Source organism: Streptomyces monomycini (assembly GCF_022271435.1).
Lineage (GTDB): Bacteria > Actinomycetota > Actinomycetes > Streptomycetales > Streptomycetaceae > Streptomyces > Streptomyces monomycini.
Window position 1 is genome coordinate 28,456 of record NZ_JAFIQY010000047.1, and the last position, 18,458, is coordinate 46,913.

Sequence of the window (18,458 nt, forward strand, 5' to 3'; positions counted from 1 at the left end):
TCACGCCTCCTTCGTCTCGATGGGGGCGGTGGTACGACGACGGCGCAGCGGCGGCTTGGCACCCAGGCGCTTGGGGTCCAGACCGGACCACGGGTGGCCGTTGGCGAAGAACTTGCGCCGGGCCAGCAGCGTCATCAGCGGCTTGGTGAAGAAGAAGACCACCACGACGTCGAGGAGGGTGGTCAGGCCCAGCGTGAACGCGAAGCCCTTCACCTTGCCGACGGTGACGATGAACAGCACGAACGCGGCCAGGAACGACACGAAGTCGGAGACCAGGATCGTGCGCCGGGCCCGCGGCCAGCCGCGCTCGACGGCCGGGCGCAGCGTGCGGCCCTCGCGGATCTCGTCCCGGATGCGTTCGAAGTAGACGATGAAGGAGTCGGCCGTGATGCCGATGGCAACGATGGCGCCGCACACGGCCGGCAGGTTCAGCGCGAAGCCGATGGCCGGGCCCAGCAGCGTCATGATCGCGTACGTGAGGATCGCGGAGACCGCGAGGCTCGCCAGCGCGACCAGCGCCAGACCGCGGTAGTAGGCGACCAGGTAGACGATGACCAGCGCGAGGCCGATGGCGCCCGCGATCAGGCCCGCCTGGAGCTGCTCGCCGCCGAGTGCCGCGGTGACCGTGGTCTCGTCGGCGATCTTGAAGGAGAGCGGCAGGGCGCCGTAGGACAGCATGTTCGCCAGGTCCTCGGCGGTCTGCTGGGTGAAGCCGCCGGAGATGGTGGCGCTGCCGCCGTTGAGCTGCTGGCTGACCCGTGGGTCGGAGACGACCGCGCCGTCCAGCACGATGGCGAACTGGTTCTGCGGCTGGGTCTTGGCGGCCAGCTTGCCGGTGATGTCGGCGAACTTCTTGCCGCCGGTGCCGGTGAAGTCCATCTGGACGATCCAGCCCTGGCCCTGCTGGCTGTCGAAGACCGCGGAGGCGTCCTTGACGTCGGTGCCCTCGACCGCGACCGGGCCCAGCACGTACTTCTGCGAGCCGTCGTCCTTGCAGGCCACGACCGGGTCGGTCGGCTTGACGCCGGCCGCCTTCTCACCGGCCTGCGCGCGCAGCTTGTCGGTGGAGCAGTCCAGGTCGGCGAGCTGCTTCTGCAGCGCGGCCGGGATCTCGTCGGCGCCGGTGGACGGCTGCGGGGTGTCCTTCGGCGCGGGCGTGCTGCTGCCGGACGCCTTCGGCGGGTCGGACGGGTCCTTCTTCAGCGCGCTGGTCACGGCGCGGCCCTGGGCCGTGGAGGTGGGCGTCGGCTTCGTGGAGGGCTTGTCGCCCTCCTTGCCGTCGTCCTTCCCGTCCTTCTTGCCGTCGTCACCCTTGCCGCTCGCGGAGGGGGTGGGGCTCGGGCTGGTCGACGGCGTCTTCGTACCGGCGGTGGTGGTCAGCACCGGCCGGAACCCGAGCTGAGCGGTGGTACCGACCTGCTGGCGGGCCTGTTTCGCGTCCGTCCCCTTGGGGATGTTGACGACGATGTGGTTGGTGCCCTGGGTCTGGACCTCGGCCTCGGACACACCGAGCCCGTTGACACGCCGCTCCATGATGCCCGCGGCGGTGTTCATGTTGGTCTCGTTGATCGCGTTGGGCTTGCCGGGCTGGTTACGGGCTTCCAGCGTGAAGCTCGTACCGCCGGCGAGGTCGATGCCCAGCCGGGGCGTCGAGGTGCCGGAGAGGAACATCCCGCCGACCAGCGCCACCATGGCGATCAAGATCAGGACCAGGGTGCGCCCCGGCCTTCCCTGGCCCCCAGGAGACCTGCGGCCCTTTTTCGGTGCTGCCACCTTCTCGTATCTCCCTGTCCAACCGCCCGGCTCGGTGCCTGCCGAGCGGCCACGAAGTGTAGTGGGGACGTGCCCCCGCCGGAGCCTAAACCGTCCCGGAACCGCGGTGCACCGCTCGAAGGGTGCTCCGCGGTTCCGTCGGGGCGGGGCTACTTCGCGTCGGCGCCGCCGTCCTTCTTCTCGACCTGGTCGGCCTTGTCGGCCTGCGCACCGCTCTTGGCGCCCTCGGCGGCCTCGGCACCGGCCGCGTCCTCGGCCTTCCCGGCGTCCTTCGTGTCGGCGGCGGGCTCGCTCTTGGCGAGGTCGGCCTTCGGCGACTTGTCCAGGTTCGCGGGCTTGCCGGCGGCGTCGGCCTGCTCGTCCGCGGCGGCCACGGCCGGGGTGCCCTCGGTCAGCGAGGAGGCGTCGTCCGGCACGACCGCGCCGTCCTTGCCCGCCTCGGCACCGTCGAGGATGCGGTTGTACTCCTCGTCCGGGAGGACCGCGCCGACCGCGTTCTTGGCGTAGAGGGCGTGCACGCCGGGGGCCACCTCCAGGAGGACGGTGTCGTCGTGGATCTCCTTGACGGTGGCATACATGCCCCCAATCGTCCGGACGCCGGTGCCGGGCTGCATATCGTCGCGCATCTGCGCGGCCGCCTGCTGCTTCTTCTTGGCGGACCGGGTCATCAGGAACATGGCCCCGATGAGGACGATGAAGGGGAGGAGAGTCACGATACTCACGGGACGAAAATCCTTCGCACGACCGCAAGTCCGCGGTCTGATATACGGGGGTGGGAATGCCGGACCATACGGTCGGCATCGGCGGAGTCTAAGCGAGTCCGCACCGGTGGAACAACGCCCAGCATGGCACCGCAGTTCCTGACCCGGCGAGTCCCCGCGCCGTCACGTCCCGAAGAGCCCCTGCTGTCCGGCTCCCCTCGCCTGCTGCTGAGGCGGTGTCAGGCCCATGTGGGTCCATGCGGCGGGGGTGGCGATCCGGCCACGGGGCGTACGGGCGAGCAGGCCCTCGCGTACGAGGAACGGCTCGGCGACCTCCTCGACGGTCTCACGTTCCTCCCCCACGGCGACCGCCAGGGTGGACAGGCCCACCGGCCCGCCGCCGAACAGTTTGAGCAGCGCGGTGAGGACCGCGCGGTCCAGGCGGTCGAGGCCGCGGGCGTCGACCTCGTAGACGTCCAGGGCCTGCGCCGCGGTCTCCCTGGTGATCACACCGTCCGCCTTGACCTGCGCGTAGTCGCGGACGCGGCGCAGCAGGCGGTTGGCGATGCGCGGGGTGCCGCGGGAGCGCCCGGCGATCTCCGCGGCGCCCTCGGCCTCTATGTGCACGTCGAGCAGCCCGGCGGAGCGGTGGATGACGCGCTCCAGTTCGCCGGGGGCGTAGAACTCCATGTGGCCGGTGAAGCCGAAGCGGTCGCGCAGCGGCGGGGGCAGCAGGCCGGCCCGGGTGGTGGCGCCGACCAGGGTGAAGGGCGGCAGCTCCAGGGGGATGGCGGTGGCGCCGGGGCCCTTGCCGACGATGACGTCGACGCGGAAGTCCTCCATGGCCATGTAGAGCATCTCCTCGGCGGGCCGGGACATCCGGTGGATCTCGTCGAGGAAGAGCACCTCGCCCTCCTGGAGCGAGGACAGGATCGCGGCCAGGTCGCCGGCGTGCTGGATGGCGGGGCCCGAGGTGATGCGGATCGGGGCGCCCATCTCGGCGGCGATGATCATGGAGAGGGTGGTCTTGCCGAGGCCGGGGGCGCCGGAGAGCAGGACGTGGTCGGCGGTGGCGCCCCGGGCGCGGGCCGCGCGCAGGACCAGGTCGAGCTGCTCGCGCACCCGCTCCTGGCCGACGAACTCCTCAAGGTCCTTGGGGCGCAGCGCGGCCTCGACCGCGGTGTCCTCGCCGTCCGCGTCGGACCCCACCAGCCGGTCGGGCCACTCGGCCGTGCCGCCCGGGGGCGGTCCGGCCGCGGTCTCGGTGGGCTCGTCCCAGTTCACTGCGTCCTGCCTCACGTGGTCGTACCGGCCGGGTCGGCCGGCTGCGCGTCGCGCTTCTTACGGGGGTGGCCTGCCGTACGGGCCCGGGCCGGGCGGCCGGGGACCGCTTCCCGCCGCACCGGGCTCACCGTGCCCGGTTCAGCGTCTGGAGGGCGGCCCTGAGCAGCTGCGACACCTGCGGTGTGCCGCCCTCGGCGACCGCCGCCTCGGCCTGCGGCGCGACCGCGGACACCGCCTCGTCGGCCTCCCGGGTCGCGTACCCGAGGCCGATCAGCGCGGCGTGCAGCTGGTTGCCCCACCCGGCCGTCACGGCACTGCCGACGCCCGCGCCGCCCGTACCGAGGGGTGCGCCGAGCCGGTCCTTCAGCTCCAGCAGGAGCTTCTGGGCGCCCTTCTTGCCGATGCCGGGCACGGCCGTGAGCGTCTTCTCGTCACCGTTGGCGACGGCGAGCCGCAGCGTGTCCGGGGAGTGCACCGCGAGCATGGCCTGGGCGAGCCGCGGCCCTACCCCGCCGGCGGTCTGCAGCAGTTCGAACGTCTGCCGCTCGTCGTCGTCGGCGAAGCCGTACAGGGTGAGCGAGTCCTCCCGTACGACGAGGGAGGTGGCCAGTTTGGCCTGCTGGCCGATGCGCAGCCCGGACAGGGTGCCCGGCGTGCACTGCACGGCCATGCCGATGCCGCCCACCTCCACGACGGCGGTGTCCGGGGCCAGGGCCGCGACCGGGCCGGAGACGAAGGCGATCATCGGGTGGTGCCCTTCTGGGGTGTCCCGGGCCGCGGCCCGGGTGCGCGTGCGGGAGTACGTCGGACGGGAGCGGGCGCGGGGCGGGTGCGGGCGGCCGCCTGCGCCTGCTGGAGCCGGTTGGCGGCGTGCGCCTGCTGGAGGCGGTTGACGGCGGGCGCGCGCCAGATGTGGCAGATGGCCAGCGCCAGCGCGTCGGCCGCGTCCGCCGGCTTGGGCGGGGCGTCCAGCCGCAGCAGCCGGGTGACCATCGCGCCGACCTGCGCCTTGTCGGCACGGCCCGACCCGGTCACGGCGGCCTTGACCTCACTGGGCGTGTGCAGCGCGACGGGCAGTCCGCGGCGCGCGGCGCACAGCATGGCGACCGCGCTGGCCTGGGCGGTGCCCATGACCGTACGGACGTTGTGCTGGCTGAAGACGCGCTCGACGGCGACGCAGTCGGGCCGCTGCTCGTCGAGCCACTCCTCGATACCGCGCTCGATGAGCACCAGGCGGTGCGCGATGTCCGCGTCGGCGGGCGTCCGTACGACGCCGACGCCGGCCATCGTCAGCGGGCGGCCCGCGACACCGTCGACCACACCGACACCGCAGCGTGTCAGCCCCGGGTCCACGCCCAGCACCTTCATCGCCGCTCCCCCACTTCTCCCCTTGGTCCAACCGTCTCCACGGGCCTCGACCCGCTGATCAGCACAGTATCCGCTGCCACTGACAACGCAGGACGGGCCGGCGGGGTGTGTCCCCGCCGGCCCGTCACCGCCGCAGCTGACCGCCGGTCAGGCGTCGACCTTCGCCATGACCTCGTCGGACACGTCGAAGTTGGCGAAGACGTTCTGCACGTCGTCGCTGTCCTCCAGCGCGTCGACCAGCTTGAAGATCTTGCGGGCGCCCTCTTCGTCCAGCTCGACCTGCATGGTCGGCACGAAGTTGGTGTCGGCCGAGTCGTAGTCGATGCCCTCCTTCTGGAGAGCGGTGCGGACCGCGACCAGGTCGGTGGCCTCGCTGAGCACCTCGAAGGACTCACCGAGGTCGTTGACCTCCTCGGCACCCGCGTCCAGGACCGCGCCGAGCACGTCGTCCTCGGACAGCTCGCCCTTGGGGACGATCACCACGCCCTTGCGGTGGAACAGGTACGAGACCGAGCCGGGGTCGGCCATCGAGCCGCCGTTGCGGGTCATGGCGACCCGGACGTCCGAGGCGGCGCGGTTGCGGTTGTCGGTGAGGCACTCGATGAGCACCGCGACACCGTTGGGGCCGTAACCCTCGTACATGATCGTCTCGTAGTCGGCGCCGCCCGCCTCAAGACCGGCGCCGCGCTTGACCGCGGAGTCGATGTTCTTGTTCGGTACCGAGCTCTTCTTCGCCTTCTGGATGGCGTCGAAGAGGGTCGGGTTGCCCTCGACGTCGGCGCCGCCGGTGCGCGCCGCGACCTCGATGTTCTTGATCAGCTTCGCGAAGAGCTTGCCGCGCTTGGCGTCGATCACGGCCTTCTTGTGCTTCGTCGTAGCCCATTTAGAGTGGCCGGACATCCGCCTGTCTCCTTCGCGTAACCAGGTTGAGAAACGAACGCCACAGATCCTACCGGGACGGGGTCGGGCCGCCGCACACACGGCGGCCGGCCCCCGGCACCACTACGCGCCGCGCACCATGTCGACGAAGTACGCGTGCACCCGATGATCACCGGTGAGCTCCGGATGGAAGGACGTGGCAAGGACGTTACCCTGCCGGACCGCCACCGTGTGCCCGCCGTACGACGCCAGCACCTCGACGGCGGCCCCCGTCGACTCCACCCAGGGCGCCCGGATGAAGACGCCCTGCACCGCGCCGCCCCCGATTCCGGCCATCTCGACCGCCGCCTCGAACGACTCGTTCTGCCGCCCGAAGGCGTTACGGCGCACGATCATGTCGATGCCGCCCAGCGTCTCCTGGTCGGCGCGGCCGTCCAGCAGCTTGTCGGCCAGCATGATCATGCCCGCGCAGGTCCCGTAAACCGGCTTGCCCGACCCGACGAACGCCCGTAGCGGCTCCAGCATCCCGAAGACCACCGCCAGCTTCGACATGGTCGTCGACTCGCCGCCCGGTATGACCAGACCGTCCAGATCATCCAGCTCTTCGGGCCGGCGCACCGGCCTGGCCAGGGCGTCCGCCGTGGCCAGCGCCGTCAGATGCTCGCGCACGTCGCCCTGGAGGGCCAGCACGCCGATGGTGGGGGTACTCATCCGTCCGTCGTTCTCCCGCTCGCCGTCTTCGCGCCCTCGGCGCCCGTCCGCCCGCTCACCAGCCGCGGTTGGCGTAGCGCTCCGCCTCGGGCAGGGTGTCGCAGTTGATGCCGACCATGGCCTCGCCCAGGTTGCGCGAGACGTCCGCGACGACCTTCGGGTCGTCGTAGAAGGTGGTGGCCTTGACGATGGCGGCAGCGCGCTTGGCCGGGTCGCCGGACTTGAAGATGCCGGACCCCACGAAGACACCCTCGGCACCGAGCTGGCGCATCAGCGCGGCGTCGGCCGGGGTCGCCACACCACCGGCGGAGAACAGCACGACCGGCAGCTTGCCCAGCTCGGCGACCTCCTTGACCAGCTCGTAAGGCGCGCGCAGCTCCTTCGCGGCGGCGAACAGCTCGTTGTTGTCACAGCCGCGCAGCTTGGCGATCTCGCCCTTGATCTGCCGCAGGTGACGCACCGCCTCGACGACGTTGCCGGTGCCGGCCTCGCCCTTCGAGCGGATCATGGCCGCGCCCTCGGCGATACGGCGCAGCGCCTCGCCCAGGTTGGTGGCACCGCACACGAACGGCGTGGTGAACGCCCACTTGTCGGAGTGGTTGACCTCGTCGGCCGGGGTCAGCACCTCGGACTCGTCGATGTAGTCGACGCCGAGGGACTGCAGCACCTGCGCCTCGACGAAGTGGCCGATCCGCGACTTGGCCATGACCGGGATGGAGACCGCCTCGATGATCCCGTCGATCATGTCCGGGTCGGACATCCGGGCCACCCCGCCGTCCTTGCGGATGTCCGCGGGCACCCGCTCCAGGGCCATCACCGCGACGGCACCGGCGTCCTCGGCGATCTTCGCTTCCTCCGGCGTGACGACATCCATGATCACGCCGCCCTTGAGCTGCTCGGCCATGCCGCGCTTGACGCGGGCGGTACCGGTCTCGGGGTTCCCGGCGGGAGCGGTGGCAGACGTGGCGTTCGGCGTGCTGGACACGGTAGACCTCACTAAGTGCGGGCGGATGGACTCCGCCGCCCACACAACCGTTTGCCCCGCGCGGCTGAAAAGGGCCAATCGGAAGGCAGTGGCTCGTCAGCGGCCGACCGCACGGTCGCCGAGCACCACCGGGGGCTCGTCGTCCATCTCGAAGGCCATCGGAAACGGCGCATGCCCCGCCAGCCGGAACCAGCGCACCACCCGGTGCCGGCGCACGGCACGGGCCGCGCGCACGGCGTCGTTGTGGAACCGCCGCGCCATCGGCACCCGGCGCACCGCCGCCGTCAGCTCGGTCACCGTCTGCTCACCACCGGGCGCCTCCCGCACGGCGTCGAGCTGCCCCTCGTCGTCGAAGACCGCACGCAACGCCTGGCTCAGCCCGCTCTCGGCAACCTCCCGCTGCTCCTCGGCCGCCTGCCGCGCCTCGTGCGCCACCTCGTAGAGCACGATCGACGCGGCCGGATCGAGAATCCCGGACGTCCCCAGCTCCTGAGCCACCGAAGCCCGCCGCAGCAGCTGCGCGTCCAGCGCCGCGCGGGCGGCATCGATACGGGCATGCAAACGGTCCAGCCGCCCCGCGGTCCAGCTCAGGTAGACGCCGATGACGACGAGCACGGCCGCGATCCAGATCAAAGTGGTCACGCCGGGTCACAGTACCGGCCGCCACGCCTCCCTACACGGGTGGCTCCGGCGTGCGTGGGTGGGCCTGGTGGGTGCGCGCGTTGTGCGCGATGGGGCCGGTGGTGGGGGCGCGCGTCTTGCGCGATAGGCCCGGTGGTGGGGGCTCGGGGCCCCGCAGGGGTCACTCTCCCCCAGCCTTCGGCCGGGGGTGCCCCCACGGCACCGTGCACGTCACCCAGGGTGTCTTGGTGAACCGGGGGCTCCCGGCTGCCTGCGGGGAGCCCCCTACGTGACCCCGAGCCCTGGCCGTCCGGCGACTATTCCGTGCGATCGGGCTGGGCACTTCACAAACCAAACCAAACCAAGCTAGGCCAATCCCGAGCCCATGGCATACGGCCAGGCCAGCACAGCCGCCTTACCGCCATCCACCCCGTGCGCCTCACCCCCAGGAGGGCGGGCACCCGGGTGATCGAAAAACTCCCCCCACCGACCCAGCCTCGCCGAACCGGCCGGAGGGGGCGCGTAGGGGGCCATCCCCGCAGGCAGCCGGGAGCCCTCGTTCACCAACCAACCCTGGGCGACGTACACGGTGCCGAGGAGTTGGCCCCCTGCGCGCCCCCGCCCCCACCACCCAAGCAATGCGAGCCGTGCGTCAGCACAACCCCCGCGCGAAGCGCGAAAGACCCCCGCCGCCGGGGCGCGCCATATCCGAAAACCGAGCGCGCAGCGCGATTCAGTCCCGCGCCAACCCCCACCGCGCCCGCAACCCCGTCCGCTCATCCGTAGCCACCATCGCCGCCCCCGCGGTAACCGTCTCGTACACGGCGAGAATGTCCGCCCCGACCGTCGACCAGTCGAACCGCCGCACATGCCGGCTGCCACGTTCCCGCAGCTCCGCAAGCCGCTCGGGGTCACCCAGGAGGCGTACAGCCGCAGCGGCGAGCGCCTCCGCGTCCTCGTTGGCGAAGAGCTCGCCCGCCTCGCCCTGGTCCAGCACCTGGGCGAACGCGTCGAGGTCGCTGGCCAGGACCGGCGCCCCGGCGGACATCGCCTCGACGAGGATGATGCCGAACGACTCACCACCGGTGTTGGGCGCGACGTACAGATCCACGCTGCGCAGCAGCCTCGCCTTGTCCTCGTCGCTGACCATGCCGAGGAACTCCACCCGCGAGCGCAGGTCGGCGGGCAGTTCCGCGACGGCTTCCTCCTCGTCGCCGCGGCCCGCGACCAGGAGCCGGGCGTCGGGTACGGCGGCGAGGATGTCCGGCAGGGCCCGCATCAGGACGGGCAGACCCTTGCGGGGTTCGTCGATGCGGCCTATGAAGCCGATCGTCCGGCCCTGCCACTCCTCCTTCGGCGCGGCGTCGGCGAAGAAGTCGACGTCGACGCCGTTGGGGATGACGACCGCGTCCCCGCCGAGGTGTTCGACCAGGGTGCGCCGGGCGTACTCGCTGACCGCGATCCGTGCGCTGATCTTCTCCAGCGCGGGCTGCAGGATCGGGTACGCCGCGATCATGACGCGGGAGCGCGGGTTGGAGGTGTGGAAGGTCGCCACGATCGGGCCCTGCGCCGCCCAGCAGGCGAGCAGCCCGACGGACGGGGTGCCGGGTTCGTGGATGTGGATGACGTCGAAGGCGCCGTCGTGCAGCCAGCGGCGGACGCGGGCCGCCGACAGGAAGCCGAAGTTGAGCCGGGCAACCGAACCGTTGTACGGCACGGGGACGGCACGTCCGGCGGAGACGACGTACGCCGGCAGTGGTGTCTCGTCGTCCGCCGGTGCGAGTACGGACACCTCATGGCCCAGCCGGATCAGGTGCTCGGCGAGGTCGCGGACGTGGAACTGGACGCCGCCCGGGACGTCCCACGAGTACGGGCAGACGATGCCGATCCTCAAGACCGCTCCGTCCGCCGGGCGTCGGCGCGCGCCCCATCGACACGCGCGCCATCGGTAGGCGCGCCGTCGGTACCCGCCCCATCGGCACCCACCACCTCCGCGCCCCCCGGGCGCTCCGCCCCCCGTGGTTCCAGGTCACCGAGCCACAGACGTTGCAGCATGTGCCAGTCCTCCGGGTGGTCGGCGATGCCGGAGGCGAAGGCGTCGGCCATCTCCTGCGTCATCGTGGCGGCCTTCTCGGCGCGGGTGCCGGTCTGCGGCACCTCGATTTCCGGGTGCACCCGCCCGCGCATGACGGAGCTTTCGTCGTACCACAGGGTGACCGGCAGGAGCATCGCCCCGGTCTGCACCGCGAGCATCGCGGGCCCGGCCGGCATCTTGGCCGCCTCGCCGAAGAATTTCACCTCGATGCCGGAGGCGGACAGGTCCCGGTCGGCGACGAGGCAGACCAGGCCGCCGGCCCGCAGCCGCCGGGCGAGGATGCCGAACGCGGCGCCGCCGGTGTGCGGCAGCACCTCCATGCCCAGGCCCTCGCGGTAGGCGACGAACCGGTCGTAGAGCGATTCGGGCTTGAGGCGTTCGGCGACGGTGGTGAAGGGCACGCCCAGTTTGGTGGTGACCCAGGCGCCCGCGAGGTCGTAGTTGCCCATGTGCGGCAGGGCGAGGACCACGCCGCGGCCGCTCTTGAGGCCCTCTTCCAGGTGGTGCACGTCGGCCGGCGCGAAGCCGCCCCTTATGCGCTCCTTGCTCCAGGCGGGCAGCCGGAAGGATTCCATCCAGTAGCGCAGGTAGGACCGCATCCCGGCCCGGGACAGCTGCGCGAGGCGCTGCGGCGTGGCGTCCGGGACGACGCGCGCGAGGTTGGTCTCCAGGCGCAGGACCCCCTTGCCGCGGCGTTTCCAGACCGCGTCGGCGATCCGGCGTCCCAGGGCCTTCGCGGCCGGTTCGGGCAGTCTCTTCACCGCGCTCCACCCCAGGGCGTACGCCCCGTCGGTCAGCTTCTCGCGGTCGATGGTCGGGCGCTTCACGCGCTGTTCCCCCCTTGTGCGACGGCGTCGGCCTCGGCGGACTCCCGGCGTACGGTCACCACGCGCTGGGCGAGGGTGACCGCGCTGCCGACGGCGACCACCCACAGGGCGACCGGCAGCAGGTACTGGACACCGGGGACGCCGAAGGCGTGCAGTCCGGCGAGGCCGGCGGCGACCAGCGTGATGACGAGCCGCTCGGCCCGTTCCACCAGTCCGTTGACGTTCACCGGCAGCCCGATGCTCTCGCCCCTGGCCTTGGTGTACGAGACCACCTGGCCGCTGGCCAGGCAGAAGATCGCCACCGCGCAGAGCCAGAGGCTGTCGCCGGCCCCGGCGTACCAGAGCGCCAGCCCGCCGAAGATCGCCGAGTCGGCGACCCGGTCGAGCGTGGAGTCGAGGAAGGCCCCCCAGCGGCTGGAGCGGCCCAGTTGCCGGGCCATGTTGCCGTCCACCAGGTCCGAGAACACGAACAGCGTGATGACGATCGTGCCCCAGAAGAACTCGCCGAGCGGGAAGAAGACCAGGGCACCCGCCACCACACCCCCCGTGCCGACGAGGGTGACCGCGTCCGGGCTGACCCCGAGACGGATGAGCAGGGCGGCGAATGGCGTGAGGACACGCGTGAAGAAAGCACGCGCGTACGTGTTCAGCATGGCCTTCCCGGAGGTCGATACGGGCCGCGCGGTCAATGGGGCCACCGGCTGGCCCATCGTAGCCAGGCGGCACCCGCGTACCGCGAACGCACCACGGCCCGGGGCACGACCTGTGACCGGCCAAGACGTGCGCGCAGCAGCTGTCACAGCGTCGCGGGCCCGCGCCGGCGGGGCGGACCGCAAGATCCCTGATCGTCCCTTGTGCGATGTATGGACGTGCCATGACCAGGGTGGAAAGCTCGAACCACCGCAAAGTGTCGACCGGGAGGCGAGACACATGGGCGAGAAGACGAGGACACATCCGGGAGCCGCCGGCAGGGCGACATCGGCCGGCCGGCCCACGTCCCTGAGGAATGTGGTGCTGGTCGGCCACAGTGGTGCGGGGAAGACGACGCTGGTGGAGGCGCTGGCGCTGGCGACCGGCGCGGTCAACCGGGCGGGCCGGGTCGAGGACGGCGGCTGCCTGTCGGACTACGACGAGATCGAACACCGGCAGCAGCGGTCGGTGCAGCTCTCCCTGGTTCCCGTCGACTACGGCGGAATCAAGATCAACGTATTGGACACACCCGGGTACGCCGACTTCGTCGGAGAGCTGAGGGCCGGTCTGCGGGCAGCGGACGCGGCCCTCTTCGTCGTTTCGGCGGCGGACGGCGTGGACGGCGCGACCCGTATGGTCTGGGACGAGTGCGCCGCGGTCCGAATGCCGCGCGCGCTGGTCATCACGCACCTGGAGGCGGCGCGCGCCGACTTCGACCAGATGACGCGGCTGTGCGGCGCTGCCCTGGGCGGCGACGACCCCGACGCCGTCCTCCCCCTGTACCTGCCGCTGTACGGCACGGCGGGCGCCGACGGCCACGCGCCGGTGCACGGCCTGATCGGCCTGCTCACCCAGCGGGTCTTCGACTACTCCTCCGGCGAACGCGTCGAGCGCGCGCCGGAGGCCGACGAGCTGCCGCTGATCGAGGAGGCCCGCAACCGGCTGATCGAGGGCATCATCGCCGAGAGCGAGGACGAGTCCCTCATGGACCGCTACCTCGCGGGCGAGGACATCGACGTGAAGACGCTCGTCGGCGACCTGGAGACGGCGGTGGCCCGCGGCACCTTCCACCCGGTGCTGGCCGCCGCTCCGGCCGCGGAGGGCGCCCGGCAGGGTCTCGGCACCGTCGAGCTGCTGGATCTGATCGCCCGCGGCTTCCCCACCCCCGCCGAACGCGAGGCGCCCGCCGTCACCACCCCCGACGGCAAGCCGCGTCCGCCGCTGACCTGCGATCCGGCGGGCCCGCTGGTCGCCGAGGTGGTCAAGACCTCCTCCGACCCGTACGTCGGCCGGCTCTCGCTGGTCCGGGTCTTCTCGGGCACGCTGCGTCCGGACGAGACGGTGCACGTGTCCGGGCACGGCCTGGAGGACCGCGGCCACGAGGACCACGACGTGGACGAGCGGATCGGCGCCCTGTCCGCCCCGTTCGGCAAGGTCCAGCGCTCCCTGTCGCAGGCGATCGCCGGCGATCTGGCCTGTGTGGCGAAGCTGACCCGCGCCGAGACCGGAGACACACTTTCCGACAAGGACGCGCCGCTCCTGATGGAGCCGTGGACGATGCCGGACCCGCTGCTGCCGGTGGCCATCCAGGCGCACAGCAAGGCGGACGAGGACAAGCTCTCCCAGGGCCTGTCCCGGCTGGTCGCCGAGGATCCGACGATGCGCCTGGAGCACAATCAGGGCACCCACCAGGTGGTGCTGTGGTGCCTGGGCGAGGCGCACGTCGACGTGGCCCTGGAGCGGCTGCGGTCCCGGTACGGCGTGCAGGTCGACACCGTGCCGTACAAGGTCTCGCTGCGGGAGACCTTCGGCGGCAAGGCGGCCGGACGCGGGCGGCATGTGAAGCAGTCCGGCGGGCACGGCCAGTACGCGATCTGCGAGATCGAGGTGGAGCCGCTGCCCGGCGGCAGCGGTATCGAGTTCGTGGACAAGGTCGTGGGCGGCGCGGTGCCCCGGCAGTTCATCCCGTCCGTGGAGAAGGGCGTACGGGCGCAGGCGGCGCGCGGTGTCGCGGCCGGGTATCCGCTGGTCGACATCCGGGTCACGCTGCTGGACGGCAAGGCGCACTCGGTGGACTCCTCCGACGCCGCGTTCCAGACGGCGGGTTCGCTGGCGCTGCGCGAGGCCGCCGGGGACGCCCGTATCCATCTGCTGGAGCCGGTGGCCGAGGTGACCGTACTGGTTCCGGACGATTTCGTCGGGGCGGTGATGAGCGATCTGTCCGGGCGGCGCGGCCGGGTGGTGGGCACCGATCAGGCCGGGCACGGACGCACGCTCGTACGGGCCGAGGTGCCGGAGATCGAGATCAGCCGGTACGCCGTGGACCTGCGCTCCCTCTCGCACGGCACCGGCCGTTTCCACCGGTCCTACACGCGGCACGAGCCGATGCCGCCGCAGCTCGCCGCGAAGCTCCGCGAACAGGAGGAGAACGGCTCGTGAGAGCCCGCACACCGGCTCCGCCGCACGTCACGTCGTCGGCCGTCCGCCTCGGCACCTCCGGGGTGGACGGCGGCGGTACGCTGTGACCGCAGCTCAGAAGGTGTGCGACCGACGGTAGTTGGGAAGAAGGCCGCAGCAGCGAATGCGTGCGGGCGATGGGGGCGGTAGTGGCAGCAGACGGCTTCGACTTCAGTCCCGGGGCGCAGGTCCCGTTGTCCGGCGGTGCCGGACAGACCGCGGCCACCCAGGCGTTGGCCTCGGCGGCGTACCGGGACAATCCGCTCGCCGACATCTCCAAGGCCGACTCCGCCACCGCGAAGTCGACGATCAAGCCACCCAAACTCTCCCTGTTCGAGCCGAATCTGGGCGAGGCGTTCTCCCGCGCGCTCCAGCTGCGGATGCTCGGCGGTGCCCGCGGCGCGCTCATCCAGTCCTTCGGCATCGAACCGCAGACGGTCGTCGAGCACTGTCTGGCGGCCATCCGCATCCGCAAGATCCGCGATGTGAAGCTGACCGTTCTGATGCTGGGTTTCGGGCTGCTCTTCCTGCCCGGCGTGCTGCTGTGGCTGGGCGCGTTCCAGCTCAAGAAGCTGCTGTCGAGGGCGCAGGGCACCGGCACCTCGGCGCTCGGTGTGGCGCTGATGCTCGCCGTCGGCGCCATCGCGGTGCTCTTCCTGGTGAAGCTGCCGTTCACCGGTTTCTGGTCGGTGTATCTGCGCGCCATGGTGGTGGTGCCGGTGATCGGCTGGTGGTGGGCGAAGCGGATCAGTGAGGCCACCGCGAAAGACCTGCGGGAGGCGTGGAAGGGTCTGCTCGAAGGCGGTGGTGTGGGCGCCAAGATCCCCGAGGCGGTGCCCAAGGACCCGAACGAGACCGCCGCCGAGCAGATGCGCCAGAGCCTGGCGAAGCTCACCGCCGAACAGCACAGCAACGTCGCCTTCTACGCGGGCCCCAACGGCATACTCGGCATGGGCACCCGCTGGGGCAGCTGGCAGATGGCCGAGGAGCTGCGCCCCGCCGTCGAGGGCGGCGAGATCAACCCCTTCCGCAGCTACGACGTGATCCGTGTCATCCACGACCGGCTGCGTCTGCTGGAGCGCAGTCCACTGCACACCGGCGGCTTCAAGGACGCCCCCTCCGTACGTCACTGGGTCGTGGTGCCGGTCGGCGAGAAGGCCGGTTCCGTCTCCCGTCCCGAGGGCACCGAGGTGGAGGCGTTCCAGGTCCGCCACCACGAGATAGAGCGGATCTGCAACGAGCAGCAGTTCGGCAGCGGCAGCCGGCACTACCTCGGCGTGCAGTTCGTGCTGTGGGACGGCCAGCTGGTGATAACCCTGCTGATCACGGTCACCGTGCTGCACGAGACGCTGCGGGTGGAGGTCACCGGCCACGCCCTCGGTCCGGTGAACCCGCTGTTCACCTCCAAGCCCGCGCCGAAGAGCAAGAGCGTCTCCAAGACGGTGAAGTTCTGGGAGACCAAGTCCGTGAGCCTGCCGCTGGTCGACGCGAGCGAGGTGGTGCGGCTCGCCGCCCGCGCCCCGCTGACGTGGTTCCCCGGCTTCCTGGAGTTCCTGGGCGGGAAGCTGACCCTGCCGGAGCCGTTCGGCCTGCGGCACGCCTGGGCCGACAAGCCGTGGCGGCACCGCTTCATGGCCGACGACGCGCTGCGGGCGGCGACCCCGGTGCTGCGCGTGGTGCACTCCGCCGCCCTGAGCGTGCTGAAGGACAACGGTGTGGACATCTCGCGCTTCGACAGCCGTTCGCTGGTGCTGAGCGGCCAGGTGCAGGCCGCGGAGCCGCGGAAGGCCGACGAGTACAACGCGTAGCCGCTCGTCGCGGCGGTCGGCCGAAGGCCCTGGACCACCGGCCTGGCGGCCGGAAATCCCGGATCGGGGCGCTCGTGAATGCCGTCGGGCCCGCACCGTCGCGGCCGCGCACCGTCGCGGCGTGATCTTTTGTCGGAGTGGCGCCGGGCCGTAGGCAGGCCCGCGGTCTCGCCGGGCCCGCCGGCCGTGGAACCCGCTACCGGAAGATCCCCGTATGCCCCAGCGAGTACCGCCCCGGCTGCGGGTAGACCGCCAGGCCGTGCGGCCCCTCACCCACCGGGATCTTGGCGAGGGTCTTCCCGGTCCTGGTGTCCATCGCGTAGACCTCGGAGTTGTAGCGGCCGGACAGCCACAGCACGTTGCCGTCGGCGGACACCCCGCCCATGTCGGGGCTGCCGCCGCCGGGGATGTGCCACTTGTCCACGAGCTTGCCGCTCTTGAAGTCGAGCAGGGACACGGAGCCCTCACCCCGGTTGGAGATGTACATCTTCCGGGAGTCGCGGCTGACGTAGAGGCCGTGGGTGCCCTTGCCGGTGGGCATCAGCTTCGGCTGTTCGAACGTGTCGCCGTCCAGCACCCACATGCCGTCGGCCATCATGTCCGCGACGTACCAGGTCTTCCCGTCCGGTGACATCTTCACGTCCTGCGGCATGGCGCCCCGGAACGGCAGTTTCTGCTGTCCGACGACCTTCATCCGCTCGGTGTCGACCTTCAGCAGTTCACCGGAGAACTCGCAGGAGACGATGAAGTACTTCCCGTCCACCGAGAAGTCCGCGTGGTTGACGCCCGCGCAGCTGACCGGGACGGTCTTGCGCACCTCCATCGTCTTCGGGTCCCGGAAGACCAGCTCCTTGTCCATGGAGGCCATCACGACGGCGTACTTGCCGTTCGGCGTGAAGTAGAGGTTGTACGGGTCGTGCACGTCCACCGGCCGGCCGGACCTGCCGGTCGCCGGGTCGATCGGCGTCAGGTCGTGGCCGCGGTTGTTGTTCACCCACAGCGTCTTCATGTCCCACGACGGGACGACGTGCTGCGGCTGCACGCCGACCGGGATGGTCTCGATGACCTTGTACGTCTTGGGGTCGATGACGCTGACCGTGTCGGAGCCGGTGTTGGGCACGTACACGCGCGAGGGGAAGTTCTTGACCTGCGGTGCGAGCTTGTTCGGGCGGTCGGCCGCGTACACGTCGTGCTCGTCCAGCGGCGGCGGCATGCCCGGCAGCAGCGACTTGGCGGCCTGCGCGGGCGAGGCCGGGGTCGACGCCCCGGGGCTGCTGCCGTCGGCCTCCGGCCCGCTGCCGCCGCCGCACCCCGCCGCCGTCAGTGCGCAGGCGACGGCCAGCAGCGCGGCCCGCCGGCCGGTACGGGGACGTTTCCGATCTTGGGTGGGGGTCCGGTCAGCCATCAGGTCACAAGCTCCGTTGTCGTCACCGCGCGCAGTCCGCGCCGGTGCAGGCCGTCGAGGATCGGGGGCAGCGCGGCAACCGTGCCGGCGTGCCCGAGGTGGAGGCTCACGATGGACCCCGCGCGGGCCCGGTCCAGCACGGTGCGCTGGACGGCGGGGGCGCCGGGGTCGTCCGCGTCGAGGGAGTCGACGTCGTAGGAGAGGACGTGCGGATAGCCGGCCTTACGGGCCAGCCGGGTCACCAGGGCGGTGGCGTACTGCGTACGGGAGGGGCGGAACCAGCTGCCGATCGTGCCGGTCAGTCTCCGCAGCCGTTCGGCGCACCCGCTGATCTCGGCGTACGCCTCGTCCGCCGGGAGGGCGCAGATGTCGAGGTGGCGCTGGGTGTGATTGCCCAGTTCGTGGCCGCCGTCGAGGATGCGGCGGGCCATCAGCGGCTGCTCGTCGAGCCAGCTGCCGACGGCCAGTACGGTCACCCGGGCGCCGGCCCGCTCGGCCTCGCCGAGGAGCGCGGTGGCCGTCTTCGCGTCGCCCTGGCCGTGGAAGGTGAGGGCGACCGCGTCGCCGCGCTGCGGGCCGTGCTGGATCTGTACGGGCAGGCCGGGCGCGCGGGTCGGCGGGCGGGCCCTCCGGGCGGCGCCCGAGGCGGCCGTCCCCGAGGGGTGCGCCCCGGGGCCCGGTGGGCCGGTCCCGCCCGGTGGCGGGGAGCCGGAGGCCCGTACGGACGCGGTGTCCGTACGAGCTGTCGCGCACCCCGGCGCGAGCGCACCGGCGGCCGCGGCCGTGGCGGTGCGCAGCACGGAGCGACGAGGCAGGGAAGTCACCTCACCATTAGAGGGCAACCCGTCCGCATT

At 71.6% G+C, this 18,458-nt stretch carries 16 protein-coding genes; 2 read left to right on the forward strand and 14 right to left on the reverse strand.

Going from position 1 to position 18,458, the window contains the following annotated elements:
- The 12 genes from secD to pgsA all read right to left on the reverse strand — a co-directional run bounded on the left by secD (nt 1) and on the right by pgsA (nt 11,954).
- Entirely contained in the window at nt 1-1,773 is a 1,773-nt protein-coding gene (gene secD / locus JXZ78_RS34550) for a protein translocase subunit SecD (protein WP_030023499.1), read from the reverse strand.
- A gap of 149 nt (nt 1,774-1,922) precedes the next feature.
- Complete coding sequence (gene yajC / locus JXZ78_RS34555; protein ID WP_030023500.1) at nt 1,923-2,495, reverse strand: preprotein translocase subunit YajC; 573 nt, start codon at nt 2,493-2,495, stop codon at nt 1,923-1,925.
- Between the two features lie 162 nt (nt 2,496-2,657).
- Nucleotides 2,658-3,758 (reverse strand): Holliday junction branch migration DNA helicase RuvB, encoded by a 1,101-nt coding sequence (ruvB, locus tag JXZ78_RS34560; RefSeq protein ID WP_030023501.1) that lies wholly within the window; start codon nt 3,756-3,758, stop codon nt 2,658-2,660.
- 124 nt (nt 3,759-3,882) lie between these two features.
- Nucleotides 3,883-4,503 (reverse strand): Holliday junction branch migration protein RuvA, encoded by a 621-nt coding sequence (ruvA, locus tag JXZ78_RS34565; protein ID WP_030023502.1) that lies wholly within the window; start codon nt 4,501-4,503, stop codon nt 3,883-3,885.
- Nucleotides 4,500-5,126 (reverse strand): crossover junction endodeoxyribonuclease RuvC, encoded by a 627-nt coding sequence (gene ruvC / locus JXZ78_RS34570; RefSeq protein ID WP_030023503.1) that lies wholly within the window; start codon nt 5,124-5,126, stop codon nt 4,500-4,502. Before ruvC ends, ruvA begins: the two co-directional genes overlap by 4 nt.
- A gap of 147 nt (nt 5,127-5,273) precedes the next feature.
- The gene (locus tag JXZ78_RS34575; protein ID WP_030023505.1) at nt 5,274-6,026 is read right to left on the reverse strand and encodes a YebC/PmpR family DNA-binding transcriptional regulator; all 753 of its coding nucleotides are present in this window, start codon (nt 6,024-6,026) and stop codon (nt 5,274-5,276) included.
- A gap of 102 nt (nt 6,027-6,128) precedes the next feature.
- A complete protein-coding gene (gene pdxT / locus JXZ78_RS34580; protein WP_030023507.1) occupies nt 6,129-6,716 on the reverse strand; it encodes a pyridoxal 5'-phosphate synthase glutaminase subunit PdxT in 588 nt (195 codons plus the stop codon).
- 55 nt (nt 6,717-6,771) lie between these two features.
- Nucleotides 6,772-7,701, reverse strand: a complete 930-nt coding sequence (gene pdxS, locus JXZ78_RS34585; protein ID WP_030023508.1) for a pyridoxal 5'-phosphate synthase lyase subunit PdxS — start codon at nt 7,699-7,701, stop codon at nt 6,772-6,774.
- Between the two features lie 96 nt (nt 7,702-7,797).
- Nucleotides 7,798-8,343, reverse strand: a complete 546-nt coding sequence (locus JXZ78_RS34590; RefSeq protein WP_030023510.1) for a LemA family protein — start codon at nt 8,341-8,343, stop codon at nt 7,798-7,800.
- 712 nt (nt 8,344-9,055) lie between these two features.
- On the reverse strand, nt 9,056-10,216 hold the full coding sequence (locus tag JXZ78_RS34595) for a glycosyltransferase family 4 protein (protein WP_030024193.1): 1,161 nt from the start codon (nt 10,214-10,216) through the stop codon (nt 9,056-9,058).
- Nucleotides 10,213-11,244, reverse strand: coding sequence for a phosphatidylinositol mannoside acyltransferase (locus JXZ78_RS34600; RefSeq protein WP_030024194.1), 1,032 nt, complete (start codon nt 11,242-11,244; stop codon nt 10,213-10,215). Before JXZ78_RS34600 ends, JXZ78_RS34595 begins: the two co-directional genes overlap by 4 nt.
- Nucleotides 11,241-11,954 carry a phosphatidylinositol phosphate synthase gene (gene pgsA / locus JXZ78_RS34605; RefSeq protein ID WP_371858757.1) on the reverse strand — a complete coding sequence of 238 codons (714 nt, stop codon included), beginning with the start codon at nt 11,952-11,954 and terminating at the stop codon, nt 11,241-11,243. The genes JXZ78_RS34600 and pgsA overlap by 4 nt, the downstream gene beginning before the upstream one ends.
- Nucleotides 11,955-12,174: 220 nt before the next feature.
- On the opposite strand from pgsA, the gene JXZ78_RS34610 reads away from it, so the two are divergent.
- Entirely contained in the window at nt 12,175-14,373 is a 2,199-nt protein-coding gene (locus JXZ78_RS34610; protein WP_030024196.1) for an elongation factor G-like protein EF-G2, read from the forward strand.
- Nucleotides 14,374-14,528: 155 nt separating this feature from the next.
- Nucleotides 14,529-16,199, forward strand: coding sequence for an AbeC-like domain-containing protein (locus JXZ78_RS34615; protein WP_030024197.1), 1,671 nt, complete (start codon nt 14,529-14,531; stop codon nt 16,197-16,199).
- A gap of 196 nt (nt 16,200-16,395) precedes the next feature.
- On the opposite strand, the gene JXZ78_RS34620 is transcribed toward JXZ78_RS34615, so the two are convergent.
- Nucleotides 16,396-17,604, reverse strand: a complete 1,209-nt coding sequence (locus JXZ78_RS34620; protein ID WP_030024198.1) for a YncE family protein — start codon at nt 17,602-17,604, stop codon at nt 16,396-16,398.
- A complete protein-coding gene (locus tag JXZ78_RS34625; protein WP_208870238.1) occupies nt 17,604-18,404 on the reverse strand; it encodes a polysaccharide deacetylase family protein in 801 nt (266 codons plus the stop codon). Before JXZ78_RS34625 ends, JXZ78_RS34620 begins: the two co-directional genes overlap by 1 nt.
- Nucleotides 18,405-18,458 lie beyond the last annotated feature (54 nt).

Bases quoted from the DNA above. Each gene is read 5' to 3' on its own strand.
- ruvC (WP_030023503.1), bottom strand. From the start codon at position 5,126: ATGAAGGTGCTGGGCGTGGACCCGGGGCTGACACGCTGCGGTGTCGGT.
- JXZ78_RS34620 (WP_030024198.1), bottom strand. From the start codon at position 17,604: ATGGCTGACCGGACCCCCACCCAAGATCGGAAACGTCCCCGTACCGGC.
- ruvA (WP_030023502.1), bottom strand. From the start codon at position 4,503: ATGATCGCCTTCGTCTCCGGCCCGGTCGCGGCCCTGGCCCCGGACACC.
- pgsA (WP_371858757.1), bottom strand. From the start codon at position 11,954: ATGGGCCAGCCGGTGGCCCCATTGACCGCGCGGCCCGTATCGACCTCC.
- JXZ78_RS34615 (WP_030024197.1), top strand. From the start codon at position 14,529: ATGGGGGCGGTAGTGGCAGCAGACGGCTTCGACTTCAGTCCCGGGGCG.
- JXZ78_RS34610 (WP_030024196.1), top strand. From the start codon at position 12,175: ATGGGCGAGAAGACGAGGACACATCCGGGAGCCGCCGGCAGGGCGACA.
- pdxT (WP_030023507.1), bottom strand. From the start codon at position 6,716: ATGAGTACCCCCACCATCGGCGTGCTGGCCCTCCAGGGCGACGTGCGC.
- JXZ78_RS34575 (WP_030023505.1), bottom strand. From the start codon at position 6,026: ATGTCCGGCCACTCTAAATGGGCTACGACGAAGCACAAGAAGGCCGTG.